Origin of the sequence: Clostridioides sp. ES-S-0010-02, from assembly GCA_020641055.1 — a bacterium.
Classification (GTDB): Bacteria; Bacillota; Clostridia; order Peptostreptococcales; family Peptostreptococcaceae; genus Clostridioides.
Genome location: CP067345.1, coordinates 1,087,041 through 1,103,098, shown reverse-complemented (window position 1 = coordinate 1,103,098; position 16,058 = coordinate 1,087,041). Strand labels below are relative to the sequence as shown.

The 16,058-nt window shown below is 29.9% G+C and carries 6 protein-coding genes and 1 riboswitch; all 6 genes read right to left on the bottom strand.

Annotated elements, in window-relative coordinates; all coding sequences use genetic code 11:
* Positions 1 to 174: 174 nt before the first annotated feature.
* The 6 genes from slpA to JJC01_05280 all read right to left on the bottom strand — a co-directional run bounded on the left by slpA (position 175) and on the right by JJC01_05280 (position 15,805).
* Positions 175 to 1,956 carry an S-layer protein SlpA gene (gene slpA, locus JJC01_05305; protein UDN59280.1) on the bottom strand — a complete coding sequence of 594 codons (1,782 nt, stop codon included), beginning with the start codon at positions 1,954 to 1,956 and terminating at the stop codon, positions 175 to 177.
* Between the two features lie 234 nt (positions 1,957 to 2,190).
* Positions 2,191 to 3,789 (bottom strand): cell wall-binding repeat-containing protein, encoded by a 1,599-nt coding sequence (locus JJC01_05300; protein ID UDN59279.1) that lies wholly within the window; start codon positions 3,787 to 3,789, stop codon positions 2,191 to 2,193.
* 218 nt (positions 3,790 to 4,007) lie between these two features.
* Positions 4,008 to 5,609: a cell wall-binding repeat-containing protein gene (locus JJC01_05295; GenBank protein ID UDN59278.1), complete on the bottom strand. Its 1,602-nt coding sequence runs from the start codon at positions 5,607 to 5,609 to the stop codon at positions 4,008 to 4,010.
* A gap of 352 nt (positions 5,610 to 5,961) precedes the next feature.
* Positions 5,962 to 7,845, bottom strand: a complete 1,884-nt coding sequence (locus JJC01_05290; GenBank protein UDN59277.1) for a cell wall-binding repeat-containing protein — start codon at positions 7,843 to 7,845, stop codon at positions 5,962 to 5,964.
* A 213-nt stretch (positions 7,846 to 8,058) separates the two neighbouring features.
* A complete protein-coding gene (locus tag JJC01_05285; GenBank protein ID UDN59276.1) occupies positions 8,059 to 13,989 on the bottom strand; it encodes a calcium-binding adhesion protein in 5,931 nt (1,976 codons plus the stop codon).
* 122 nt (positions 13,990 to 14,111) lie between these two features.
* Positions 14,112 to 14,197: riboswitch (cyclic di-GMP riboswitch) on the bottom strand.
* Positions 14,198 to 14,401: 204 nt separating this feature from the next.
* On the bottom strand, positions 14,402 to 15,805 hold the full coding sequence (locus JJC01_05280) for a cell wall-binding protein Cwp9 (protein UDN59275.1): 1,404 nt from the start codon (positions 15,803 to 15,805) through the stop codon (positions 14,402 to 14,404).
* Positions 15,806 to 16,058 lie beyond the last annotated feature (253 nt).

The following is a 16,058-nucleotide window of genomic DNA, read 5'->3' as shown; positions in this document are numbered from 1 at the left end:
TTTTTAAGTATAGTATAATGATTGTACTTAAATAAATAAAACATCTTTCTTATTTAAGTATTTCTCACACAAAGACAAAAGAGAAACTCAGATGAGTTTCTCTTTTGTTTTTTTTTATAAAATAAAAGACTTCTCTTTCGAGAAGCCTTATTATATAAATATATAATAATTAAATTACATATCTAATAAATCTTTTATTTTCTTAACAACAGATGTAGCTATACCTTTACCAACTTGAGTTAAGTCTTTAGATCCAGTTTCTTTTACAACCTTGCTTATAGCAACAGATTGATCAGAAGATAATGAATCAGTAGCTAATATAACTGGAGCGTATTTAGCACCTGCAACAGCTCCTACTGCTAATGCATCAACTAATTGATCTTCTTTAGTAGATCCATCTTTAGCAACAAAGAAGTTTGATATTCCAGTAGTTTTATCACCTATTGCAGTACCTGATTTGTAATATTCTTTTATAACTTCAGAGTTAGTATCTTGTCTGTCATCACCTTTAACTCTTGTAACACCTTTACCAGTAGCATCTGCTATAGCTTCTTCCATTTTTTCAGAAACACTTGCAAATCCACCTATTATATCTACATCAGCACTTCCTAAGAAGCTATCTAAATCATCAGATACTTTATCAGCTTTTCCATCTACAACTACTATTGGAGTAACCTTTCCATTAGGATCTACATCACCAGAACTATCTAACTTAGTAGAAGCTACAGAAGCTATACTCATAGCATCTGCTAATCCAGTACCACCAACTACATATGCTTTATCATTGTCTAAACCAATTTCATCAGCTATTTCTAATGAAGTTTCATATCTATCATCACCTGAGAATCTTTCAACTTTTAATCCCATTGACTCTAATTCTTTCACTACATCTTTAGAAACACTATTTTCTCCACCAGCTATATAAACTTTTTTACCAGTTACTGCTGTTGAAGTTTTTAAGTCTAAAACTCTCTTTATTTCAGATTTAACATTTGAGTCTAATTTATCTTTAGAAGTTAATAATAATGGAGCATCTTTTTCAGCTGCTAAAGGTGCTGCTACTAAACCATCAACTATAGCATTAGCCCCAACTAATACAATATTATCAACAGATTTTACAACATCATCTGCATCATCATTTCCATAGTATTCTTTACTTATCTCTATAGCTGTTTCTATTCTATCATCGCCAGCTAAAGTTGTAGTATTTGAATAGCTTGCATTTAGTTTTTGTAATTCTTCTATAGCAGTTTTTAAATTACTTTTACTAGTAGATTTAACTGTTAATATTACTGGAGTATTACCATAAGCTTCTCCACTATTTAAAGAATCATTCTTATTGTAGTTTGTTGCTGAATAAGATGAAAATCCTTGTAATCTTTTACCTTCTGGGTAAAGAGTTACTTCATAATAACTATCTGTTTTACTAAAATCAGGCTTACCTATTTTATCTAAAGCTTTCTCTAAATCATCATCATTAAATACATACTTTTCAGCTATAGATTTTGCAGTATCTTTTGCATCACTTGATACAATTTCTGTCTTTTCAGTTGCTGATACAACTCTGATTTTAACTTTATCAGAACTATCATCATATGTCAGTACTATATCTGCATATTCTCCTGAAGCTAACCCTTTTAAAGTTGTCTTTACATAATCTTCATTAGTGGCATTTAAAACATTTTGAGCTGAATATATTGGTTTAGGGTTTGTAGTATTACCATCTTTTTTATTTGCATCAAAAAACTTTATTTCTACACCTGATACTTTTGCACCAGTTGCTGTATTTTGAGCTGCTATTATATCTTTTACTAAGTCACTTCCCTTAGAACTTGCTACTGTATAGCTTGCTCCTCTTTCTAACTCAATTACATCTGAACCTGCTGCAAAAACTGGAGCAGCGGAACCTACTACAGTAACAGCTGCCATAGCCATTGCTAAATTTCTTTTCTTCATTTAAAAATTCCTCCCAACATTATATTAAATTACATCTCTTATTATGTACATTAAAATTTCATGTTCATATTGATCCAAATATTTCTCACATCTCTATGATAGACTATATAAAATAAATTTTCAATAAGTTATACAAAATTATCAGAAGTTTTTTCCAACATTTTTTTCTATTTTTTTACAAATTATCTTATTTTAAAATTATTTTTATTTTAAAATTATTTTTTTAATTTTAAATTAACTATTTAGAAACTCCATTGTAGCATGTACTTCACCATTTGATGATACATACATACCAAATCCGAAACTGTAAAATTCACTTTTTAACAGATTATCATTATATTTTGAAGACTTTTTCCATAAATCAAAGATAGAATTAGCAATCTCTTTTGCCTCTTTATCTCCATATACAGATTTAGTATTCATAGGTAGATATGCAATATTTTCACCACTTCTCATTCCAAAACCAGAAAATACCTCAGCTGCATTTTTCCCATTAATTTCATGAGCAAATATTTCCTTTTCATACATATACTTAGACCATGCATTTGCCATTCCAGTCAAAGATTCCAATTCTTTCAAAGGCTTTTTACCTTTTTCCTTTCTATAAGAATTAACTAGATTGTATATTTCATTAGAAACCATTGCCTTAAACTCATAACTATTTGGTTCCTTTGTATTTGTATTTACAATTACCTTGACATTTACACTAATCTCACACTTTTGACCAAAATTATCATAAGCACTTATTTTCAAGACATAAGTTCCTGCCTTATTAGTATCCACATTGCCCTCAATATTAGGCTTTAAATCATTTCCATAATAATCAGTAGCAACTATATTTAACATACTATTATCAAACTTATCCCCTACAGAAATCTCAACATTATTAGCAGTTATCATAGGCAATGTATTTTTATCAGATGCAGAACTAACACATTGATCAACAATCTTCTTATCCATTCCACCTAAAGAAGTAACTTCATCAGCACCTCTAAGCACACTCTTATCACTACCATCATTAACAAGTACTATTGGCTTATCTTTAGCCAATGGAGAACCTGCCACAGCATCAACTAATTTATACCCTTGAGAAACATAAAACTTCTTTGTTCCTTTATAAAAACGTTGTATAACTTTCTTATTAGTCTCAAATCTATCCTTACCAGCAATTCTAACAGAATTAGTCTTACTTACAAGTTCATTACTCATTATCTCTTCTGACCCAAGAGAATAACATTGAACATCATCAACCTTAAAGGGTATGCTCTTCCCATCTGTAAGTATCACAGGCACACCATCCCTAGCTGCAACAGAAGATACACTCATTGCATCAGCCTCACCTGTATACCCATTTACAAGAAATACTTTATCACCTTTATTAACTGGCTTAATAGTAGAAATCTCTTTTGCTATAAGATAGCTAGTCTTTATTCTATCTTCTCCACCAATTCTCTTAACATCAATCCCCTTATTCTTAAGTTGATTTTCTACAGATTTACCTATAGTATCCTCTGTACCTATAACATAAGCATTCTTAACATCCTTTAATCTTTTTTCAACATAGGCTGGTATCTTATCTTTTTGTACCAACATTATTGGCGCTTTTGCAACCCCTGATAATCCACTTGCACTTAATCCATCTACTATAGAATTATCAGTATTTACTAATATGACTGTATCATATATTTGTTTATCTGCTATAAATGCAGAAGTCTCATATCTGTCTTTCCCTTGTATCTTCTCTATACTTGAAAATGCATTGATATTTATTGCCCCTGCCATTATTAATGATACTGTCAATCCTATTGATAATATTCTCTTATTTACCTTCATAAAACTCCTCCTACCAATCTTTTAATAATTCAACTCATTATAAATTACATCCTCAGTAGTTATTCCCTTAAAATTTATAAATGTCTAAAATAAAAAACACCTAAAATACCATAACCTATAAAGCAATAACAAAATAGACTACAAAAAGTACTTTAGATGTGATTTTAAATTTTATGATATCAGTAAATTAATAAAAAAACAAGATTTATGGTAGTTTTTTACAAACTACCTTCATTACCATTTAAAAATTCTTGAGTAGCATGTACCTGACCATCAGATAATATATAAAGTCCAAATCCAGTACTAGAAAAATCATCACTAAGCATATTTGTATTGTATTCAGGAGACTTCTTCCACACTTCAAATATAGTCTTTGCCATATCTTTAGCATCTTGAGTCGTTTGAACACTCTTAGAATTAATATAAATATATGCTATATTCTCTTCACTTCTCATTCCAAATTCAGAAAATACTTGTGGAGCATTTTTCCCATCTATATAATGCGCAAAAACTTTTTTATCCATCATATACTTAGACCATGCATTTGCCATTCCTTCTAGCCTACTAGATACTACTAAAGAATCTTTTCCTTTTTCTTTTCTATAAGAATTAATTAGGTTATACATTTCAGTAGACACCATCTTTTTAAATTCTTGACTATTATAATCATGAGTTTTATCATCTAGCACTTTTATTTCTACCCTTTTTTCTGTGCTTTTTCCCCATTCATCTGTAGCCTTTAGTGTCAATATATATGTACCTACTCTATTTGTATCTATAAATCCATCAATTTCTATTGGTAAAACCTTCCCAGTGTTATCTTTAGCTACTATATTCAACTTACTAGTATCAAACTTTTCCCCTTTATATATCTCTGTAGCTCCTATTGTGATTGTTGGAGATTGCCCATTTGATTTTGATGCACTTATACATTCTTCTATTACCTTATTACTTAACTCTCCTATAGAAGTTATATGTTTAGCTCCTTCTAATACAAGCTTACTACTACCATCATTAACTAATACCATTGGAAAATCTTTAGTCAATGGTGCAGCTGCTATAGCATCTACTAATTGATAGCCATCTGATACATAGAACCTATCTACATTTTTATAAAAATAGTCAATTACCTTCTCATTGGTTTCAAATCGGTCAGTTCCTTCTATTCTTACTGAGTTTGTATTTTTAACTAGAGCACTACTCATTATTTCTTCTGAGCCTATACAATATGATTGTACACTTTTAACATCAAAAGGCACACTCTTTCCATCTGTAAGTATAATTGGAACACCATCTCTAGTAGCTACTGATGATACACTCATAGCATCTGCTTCTCCACTATAGGCATTAGTTAATAGTACCTTATCCACCTTTTTTATAGTTGCTATTTCTTTAGCTATTAGATAACTTGTTTTTAGCCTATCTTCTCCACCAATTCTCTTTACTTCTATATGTTTAGAATCTAGCTCTTTTTCTACTGATTTACTTATAGTATCTTCTGTACCTATTATGTATGCTTTTTTGATATTTTTTAGACACTTATTTGTCTCTGTTGGTATCTTATTTTTTTGTGTAAATAATATTGGTGCTTTTGTTGCACCTGACAACCCACTTGCACTTAATCCATCTGCAAGAGATTTTTCTGTATTTACTAAAATAACTGTTTCATAAGTTTGTTTGTCAGCTATCTTTGCTGCTGTTTCATATCTATCTTTGCCATATATTTTTTCTACTACTGATGATGCATTTACACTTTTGAAGTTTACCAAGATTAATGATACTGCTAGACCTAATGATAATATTTTTTTATTCATTTTCATATCCCCCTGATGATTTTTATGTTTTATATTTATATGGTTTTTACTTTTTTTTATTATTTTGTTATTTTTTGTATATTATAAAGTATATCTTATATAAATATATTACGTCTATATATTAATATTTTATTTAATTAAAAATTCAAAAACTATCTCTAGTTATATTTTAAATATTTGTAAGATATATTTCATTATTAAAAATAATTTACATCACTTTACAAATTAAATTTAATTCTACTTAAATTTTCACATATATTCCAGCATAATATTATTAAGATAATATAAATAAAAATAAGAATGCACTTAGACATATGATTTATATCTAAATACATTCTTATTTTAAGCTTACTTATATTTATTTTGATTCAATTAAACTCTTAATCTTATCTACTACAGATGAAGCTATTCCTCCACCCACTTCAAACAACTTAGATGAATTTTTATTTTTTAATGATGATTCTTGTGATTTATCTAACGTATTTGTAGCAAGTACAACTGGCGAATTATTTTTAGCTGCCAATGGACCAACTGCCAAAGCATCTATAAGCTTATCTTGATTAGCAACTACAACTCCATCCAATTTGGAATGAGAATAGAATTTATCTATTACTTTAGCATTTGTCTCTTGTCTATTTTGACCTGCAACTCTATTTTTTGATACATCTTTATTTGTTATTTTTCCAACTTGCTCAATAGCCTTGTTAGATATTTTTTCTACTCCACCAATAAAGTATACATTTGACACTTTGTTTGATTTAATAAATTGTTCTGCTTCATTATCTACACCATCCTTTTGTGTAAGTACTATTGGAGTTTTTTCCTTTCCAGCTAATGATGCTATTGATAATGAATCTGCTTCTCCATTTCCTGCTCCTATATACAACTTGCTTACATTATTTGTCTTATCAATTTCTTTTGCTATATTAATAGAAGTTTGATATCTTGTTTCTCCACCTATTCTTTGTACTGATATCTTTGAATTTATGCCTTTAATAGCTTCAACAACTGAATTTGGCATTGAGTTACTTCCACCTACTACAATTACTTTTGATGGATTTAATCTTTTTAGCTCTTCTATAGTTTTTTGAGGAAGTTTATCATTTGAAGATAAAAGAATTGGTGAATTTTTTACACTAGCAAGTGGTGTAGCAGTAAGCCCATCCACCATACTTCTGTCTTCTCCATTTACTATCACAACTGTATCTGACTTTGTCCATCCACTTTGAGATATTTTAACAGCAGTTTCAAATCTATCTGCACCTTTTAATTTTTTTACTGTAACATTAGATGTAGAGTCGCTTGAATTTCCTCCACCAGAGTTACCACCTCCAGATGAACCACCTGAATTATTGTTTCCACCATTATTATTGTCATCAGAATTGTCTGGTGGTAATTCATCTGGTTTAGCTAACTCATTATCAACTACATACTCTAAACTTTTTGGAAGTGTAACTTCAACATACTTACTTATTGTAGCTTTTCTTCCTTTACTTGATTTTTGTGATAATCCAAGCTTCAATATTATATTTGAACCACTTTCTTCGGTTTCTTTACTAACAACAGAATAGTTTATTCTAATATTATTTAATAAATATTCAAGTGATTCACTTTTCTCAACCTTATATTTTTCAGGATCGTTTTTACTAGTTCCAGTTCCTCCTATTGGTTTTACTTCATTCTCATTGATAAGAGTAAAGTTTAAACTTTCACTAGAATCTATACTTTCATAATCAACGGTTTTATTGTTGTAAGTTACAATTTTTAAAGCTGGTTTGGAATTTTCCCCATTACCCAATATTTTATACTTAGCACTTGAATTACTTCCAGATTTTTTTACTGATATTCTTCCTATATTTAATGTATTTCCATCTAACAAATCTTCATTTGATGTAACATATATATCTAATGTTGTTGTATTACTTGCTTTATCATATGTTGAAACACAATTGGCATTTGCATTTCCACTTTTTATCTGAGCTTCTATATTATCAGACCACTTAATCTTTTGACCTGGCTCATTATCTAGTACTTCAACCTCACCTTGTACTTTTATACTAGCTTGAAATGAATATACTATATTTTCTACTGAATCCACAGATATATCTATAGTATTTACTTTTTCATATGTCTTTGTTCCTTGTAACACTGGAGCAGCATATGCACATGTAGCACTACCAGTTACAGCTACTGCCATAGTTGACACTGCAATAGTTCTTATAAGAAATTTTCCTTTACTCATTAACACCCGTCCTTATCTACCATCAGCCAGATAGATAAAATCCTTTATCTATCTGGCTTTTATATTTAATTTATAAATTACCCTAAACTTATAGTTACATTATATATACTTTACTTTTAACATCTTACTCTTTTAAAACTTTTCTAGTACCTAATCCTACTAAATATCCACTATTGGCACTAGCATGTTTAGTTTTTTTTAGATTTCTATTACTTATTTATCTCTGACAATATTACCTTTTACTTTATTATTTATAGATATAACCTTCTTATTGCTAACATCAATAGTATTCTTTGTAGCTTTTCTCGCTTTACTATTACTATCAGTAAGACTTATCGTCTTTAACTCATCATAAGTTTTAGCTTCCACAGGTACATACATTGTATCACTTACAAATCTTTGACCTATTGGAGTATCTCCTTGAAGGTCATTATATCTATATAATTCTGCCTTAACTTTATCACTTAAAGAATCAAAGCTTTCTTTTGGCAGATAGTAAACCCATGTACCTTTGCTTATTTCACCTAATTCACCTTTTTCTGGTACCTCTGCAAATAAAAGTGCTTCCCCAGAGATAGTTTTATTATTTTTATCTATAAGTAATGGTAAATTAAATGCTGGATTTCCACTGTATTCACCTGTAATTACTATTGAACCTGCTGGAATCTTAGCTGTTTCATCTTCACTCGTATTAGTGTCATCCTTTTGATATACATAGTCTTCTGCTAATTTTCCAATTCCATTAGTGCGAGTTTGGTCTACACTATTTACTGTTCCAATCTCTATATTGTCACCTGGAGGTCCTATTACATCAAGTTCTGCAACCTCTATATTAGACTTATTGTTTGATATTAGTTTTACATATCTAGCTTGGTATGTCCAAAGCTTACCATCTTTATTAAATGTAACTCTAGCTTCATTATCTTGGTCTTTTCCTCCACCAACTAAGTCTTGTCCATATTCAAAAGTTCCTTGGCTAACATCTTCCCAATTCTTTTTATCATTACTTACTTGTATTTTGTAATTAGTTAAAGGATTGTATGTTGTACTAGTATCCTTTCTAAGGTTGAATAATCCTTTTAATGAGAACTTTCTAGCTTCAGTTTTTGGCTTTGTATATTTTAGCCCTACTATAGGTAATGTTTCCTTCATATCTACTATTATATATGGATTTTCTTCTACATTTATATCTGGGTCTTTTTGAGGGTCTTTGTTCCACTCAGCTTTACTTATTCTTTTTCCTTTATATGTAGTACTTGCATCATTATCCTTGATGTTATCAATCTCTGGATTTTGTAATGGTCCATGTGAGTCATTTTCAGTTCTAACATCACCATCAGAAACAGTGTTTGTTATAAATGACCATGCTGATTTGTTTATTTTTCCTTCATCTGATAATTTTACAGTACCAATTTCAAACTCATCTGTTGGATTTAGATGATAATCGTATGCAACTACTTTATATGTAAATGCTCTATTATTAAGAGGAGATATATTATCAGTAAATTTAGCTTGACTATTTCCTTTTGCATCTACAAACCCTACTGTTCTATATTTTACTTGAGTTCCATTTTCACCATCTAAGTAGTTTCCATCACTTCTTATTATCTCGTATCCCAATATCTTGTCTTTGTCTTTGTCAACATCTAGGTCTATAGATATTTTATTAGATTTAACTAGAGAACCACTTTGTACTCCATCAGCAAAACCAGCACTTACTTTAGTATCTTCTGCCATACTAGATATATTTTCATTTAAAATCTTTCTTCTAGCTTCATCATTTATATATTGTATCTTTCTAGACTCTTTTTCGTACTTTTTACCATCCATTATACTGTTTAACTCTGGTGTAATTTCTACTCCCCATGCTTTAAAGTAATCTCTTAAATCTTTTTCAACAACACTTGATGCCATTGCTACTAACATTTGGTCTTTTGGTAAATTATTTATTGGGTCATCACTTGAAAGTGCTCTATATTTTCTTGAAATCTTAGCATAGAATGTGTCATTGCTTAAATCAGCGTCTGAGTTATTCTTTAGCATTGAACCAGTAAAATCATTATCATAAGCTAAATGTAGTTGCCACAACATTCCAAGTCTCTCAAATACATTACTTGGTATACCTACACTGTTTGAAGTTACATGTTCATATATCTTGTCCATTGTTGAACCTTCAAGTCTTGAATGTGTCTTATCATCAAATGTTTGAGCAAGTAAAGCAAGTACATTGTTACTAGTTTCGCTATATGTCATCTTCCCAATGTCTGTAACATGTCCTATCTCATGACCTATTCCCCATCCAAACAAACTTCCTCCTGTAGCTTTTCCAGTAGCATCTATTTGGAAAGGTACTCCATTCATAAGTCCTGGAACTGAACCGTATTCTACTCCTACATGTAAACCAGAAGCATACATAAATGCTCCAATAAACATTCTTTGATATTTTATATTCATACGAGATTTAGGAGCCATATCATTTTTAGTTATGTCAAATTCATTATCATCTATAGTTCCATTGCCATCTAAATCTTGTGTCTTAAATACTCCTCTTTCTGAGTATATTAAGTCCATTATTTGTTCCCATGCAAGCATACTACTGTATAATCTATCTACTTGTGTATTTAAATCAGAATTTCCACTTGATATTCCTTGGTATACAGCTGTTGCAGGAATATTTAACGTAACTTTATCACTTTCAATATCTGTAGTGTTTAATACACCCGTTGTTTCTGAATATCCATATGAATTGCCAATATTCGTTCCTGGATAATATGGCTCTCCCTTTATATCATTCTTATATTTAGCTAATTCTTCTATATAGGCTCTTATCTTTTTCTTAGATGCAGAAACTCCTTCAGGGCTCTTATCATTTATCATTCCATTTAAGTTAAGATGTGGTATCTTAGTAGCTCCTGCTACACGTACTTTTATATCTCCACCACTTGGAGCATCATAAGGGTATCTTATATACAAGCTTCCTCCACATTCTACATCTAGACTATGAAGCTTACTTAACTGAATTACATTTTTACCAGTGTTAAGATTTATTTCTCCACTCTTATATGCACCCGACTCTCCATAGTATTGTGTATATATTAACTTAGGAGTTCTACCACTTTTACTTCCAACATATACTGTGATTTCATCTCCAGCTCTAGCAGCTACACCCAATGCTTGCCAGTCATTTCCCATACCTAAATTATTGGACTTAACAGTATAGTTTCCACTCTTATCTTTATACTTTCCTGAAACATTTATATCTTGATTTACAGTTGTTACATCAGCAAGTGTAGCTCTATCATTATATAAGTCTTGAGCTAATTTTAATTCTCTATCAATAATTGTCTTGTATGGATGATATTCCCCACTCACTTTATCAGGAGTACTAATTCTATCTTTTAATTCTGTTATTTTTTCTTGAGTTACATCTTCTTTTAATTCAACTTGTAAGTCATCTACAAATAGATTTCTTACATCTTTTTCTATACTGTCATATTCATAGAATTTAAGTTCTGATATATTAGACTTATATGAATAAGAAGAACAAACACTTACTTGTATCTTAGTAGCATTTATTGGTTCCTTTAATCTTACCATTACATATATATTATTATTTACAGGGTCTGTTTTTGTTTCAAAGGGTACATCTCCTAAATTATGTACTTGACCATTTTCATCCCAGTATTTTATTTCAAAGTCATTGATTGTCTTATCAGAAACATCAAAACGAGGGGTAGCCATAAAAGTATCCATCGTATAAGCTTTATCAAAAGTTATGATTGGACCTCTATTTGTTCCCTCAGCAGCATTATATTTTGGGAATGTCCAATGTGTTGTAAAATCTCCATCTACTATATTAAATTTATTAAATGGATTTTTGTCACTATATTCACTTTTATCATATCCAGCTGGATAAGTAACATCTACTATATGATTTGTTGGTATCCCAAAACCTGCATCTAACTTAGGAGTATTAATTAGTCTATAGTTAGGTGTTGTTGGAGCATCAACACTCTCAGTTGTTCCTATATATGTTTTAGACATTCCACTCGTACCTAAATGGTTCGTAGCTGTCATTCTAACTTCATATGTTGTATTATCCTTAAGCCCCTCTATTTTTAAACTTGTTCCACGAATAAGTTTGTCATTATATTTTATCCAAGAGCCATTAGAACTTTTTTCTCTATAATATAAATCAAAGTCTTTAGCTTGTTTATGATTTTTCCAGCTTACATCAAGAGCCTTAAATCTACCTTTGACATTTATACCTTCTGGTGGTTCTGGTTTTGTATCTGGAACAACTTGAAATTCTATTATACTGTCTGGACTAAATTGTATAGGCTTATAGTTTGAGTCTACATTTTCTGGGACTCCATCTAAGTTTTCTGCTGTTGCCTCTTTATATCCACTAGCCCAATCTCCATTTAAAGACTGTATGCTCACTCTATATAATCCATATGCTTGTATATCTCTTACATCTATAGTGTTTTTACTCGTTTGTAATTTTTTAGTCGATAGTACTTTTCCTTTACTGTCAATCGTATCTAATACAAGTTCATATGCAGATACATTTACTTCATTATTCCAATAAAAAGATACTTTTTCGTTTCCAACAGCAGTACTAGTCGATATTTTATTGATTTTAGGTATATTCATATCTGGTTTTGGTATTTCTTTATAAACATTATTTAAAAATTCAACTTTAGATATTTCTGCAAGATTTCTATCATTTGCTGTTGTAGCTGTTATTTTTATTGTTATCTTTTTTACTGCTACTTGTTTACCAAGATTTATTACTATATCACTATTTTGAACTTCTGCATATGTTTCTACTGCTGACCTACCATATGTAGATGTTGTAGAATTATCATCTTTGCTGATATTGTCTTCTTGTTTTGATGTATCTTTGTCTGAGTCAGACTTATCTGTTGATGAATTTTCTTTATCGTTGTTTTCTTTATCAGTTGTATTTGAATCTTCTTTATCATTTTTTTCTTCTTGATTATTGTCTAAATTATTATCAGACTGCTCTATATTTTCATCTTTATTATTTGTTTCTTCTTGCTCATTATTTACTTCCTCTTGCTTCTGCTCTTCTTTTAAAGTTTCTACATATTCTTTATTTTCATAAGGAATCTGTTGAACATTATCATCTTTATCTGTAACTTCAACTATTCCTTTTGCTGGAGCATTCCCTTCAGGTGCTTTTATATTTATGACTTCCATATCAAGTGCTTCTGATAAAGCTATATCCATTACTGCTGGTTTTTCTTCTGATATCTTATCATCTGCATTTGCTGGAGATATTTTAACTCCACTATTCTCTCCACTGAATAAATCCTCTACAGTACCTTGAATATTTGTATCACTGTTTTTTTCTAATGTTACTTTACTTGTATCTACTATAGGATTGGTAGATACTATACTATCTAGGCTTTTTTCATCTTCACTTTGCCCTAAATTTTTCTGAACATAGTCTAAGTCAGCAATATCTACCTTTCCATCTCTATTTAAATCATATTCACTTTTATTTGAGTTTATATTTTTCAATACATCCTCATAATCCTTCTTATCAACTTTCCCATCATTATTCACATCACCCATCAAGAATAGTTCATAGTTTAGAGGTTTATTTTTATCATCTACACTTGCTCTATTACTTAACAAAACTCTTTGTGAATAACTTGATATATCAATGTCCTTAATTTCCTTACTCTTGAATCCTCCTCCAGAGACTTCTACATTATATTTTCCAACAGGTAAATTATTAAATACAATATTATAATATGATATATTTTCATCTTTATTTTTTATTTCACTTCTACTTGCAGATAGTTTTTTTATAGTATACTCTATGTTATCTGCCCCAATATTTAATGTTCCTGAATCTTTTTCTCCAAGCTTTATTATTCCACTGTTATTACTATCATCTTTTAATTCCAATTGTGTATTAGTTATACTTTCTGATTCATTATTTTTTATTGGAAGTGAAAAATTTAAATCTACTTCAAGATTCCCCTTTAACTTCTCTGTAACTGATTTTTCAACTGCCCTTAACTTCCCCTCTAAGATAGGTTCTGCAAAAACGTTTAGTGGTGCACTACACATTGATACTGCTAGTACACAAGATATTGCTTTTTTCATGAAACAACAATCCTCCCTCAATAAATTTCTAATTTCTCATGAATTTAAATACTATAGTTTCAGACAATAAAAAAAGACACTCAAAGAGAATCTTAATTATAAAATAAAAAGACTTTACTCTTTTTAGCAACTGGCTGATATGGCTTTAAAAGCTTTAACCCCTATAGTTTTGCGTCATTAAGTTTCCCTAATTTTGCCATTTAATTTTCACTACTTTCTTACCCATTTTATACCATATTTAAACTTTTTGATACAATTTTTTCACTAAATTTTAAAAAAAATAACATTTATATTATTGTATTAATATAAATGTTATTTTCCATTATAATTTTATTATTTATATATTATTTTCTCACAGCTATCATTTTGTGTGTAGTTACATTTTGTAAGATACCTAAATCATAACAAATATTTATTCTTTATATCTTCCATAAAACTCATGTGTTGCGTATATAGTCTTATCCCCCGTTATGGCTATTCCAAATCCCATTATTTCATATCCTTTATGTAGCATATTGGTACCTTCTTCAGGATTTGTCTTCCACTCATTGAAAATAAAATTTCCTATATCATCTGCATCTCTATTTGTATAAACGGGTTTATCTGGAATTTTATATTTAATTATATTTTCACCTTGAACTGCAACATATCCAGATTTAATCTCACTCCAATCTAAGTACTTTAGAAAAGTAGAGTATGAGTTTTTGCCATTTATTGTGTGAGATAAAGTCTTCTTATTTGCCATTAAATTAGACCAATCATTTGCTAATCCCTCTAATCTACTTGCTACAGATAACTCTTTTACTCCGTTTTCTTTTCTATATTGTCTTATATGAGCATACACTTTTCCCTTTATTCTGTCCTTAAATGCTCTATCATTTGGATTATAATATAGTCCTTGTTGATTTGGAGAAGCTTGATTTATACACTGTTTGATTACATTCTGATTTATCCCTCCAAGTACTGTAAGTTTATCTGCTCCACTTAAAACACTCTTATTGCTACCATTTTCCACTAATACTACAGGAGCATTTTTTGCTATTGTAGAAGCAACTAATGCATCCGTTAATTGTAGACCCTTGCTTAAGTAAAACTCTTTACTGTTTTTATAAAACTCTTGTATAACTCTCTTATTGGTGTCAAATCTATCTGTTCCACCTAACCTAACAGAATTTGTACTTTTGACCAATTCATCACTTATTATTTCACTAGTACCAAGTGCATAACTCTTTAATCCTGTAGTATCAAACCCTACACTATTTCCATCTGTAAGTATTATAGGTACTCCATCTCTTGCCGCTACTGGTGATGCACTTATCGCATCTGCTTCTCCTGTGACTCCATTAGCTATAATTACCTTATCAATAGGCTTGATTTCTTTAATTTTCTCAGCTATTTTTACGCTCGTATCAAATCTATTTTCACCAAATATTCTTTGTACAACCTTCTTTTTAGAAAGTAATTGATTTTCAATATTTTTACTTATTGTCGATTCTGAACCTATTATATATACAGTGTTTGCTTTGTTCAGTCTTTCCATAGTAGTACTTGGAATTTGATTTTGTTTTGTCATTAAAATAGGCGCATTTAAAGCTCCAGCTAAACCACTTGCACTAAGACCATCTGCCAAGCTATTATCTGAATTAATTAGTATTGCTGTATTATAGCTTTGTTTATCTGCTATTTTTGCTGCTGTTTCATACCTGTCATTACCTTTTATTTGTTCAACGGATGTCAACGCATTTACTATAGGAGTATTTACCATTACTAAAGATAGTGTAAGTCCTATAGCTAATATCTTTTTACTATTCTTCATATTATTATTTACCCCCAATATATTTTTCGTATTTTTTATCAATAATTTTATCCATTCTCAATAAAAAGTTACAGTTTTGTTACCATATTTTATATATAATACCATAGTTATCCATATAACTCAAATACTATAATTAAAGTCTTTATTCTCCGTAAATTCAAAACATTATAACTTATTTTATTTAATTAAGTAATAAATTCAAAATAATATATGTTAATAAGATGTTTAATCATTATAAACAATATCATTTATA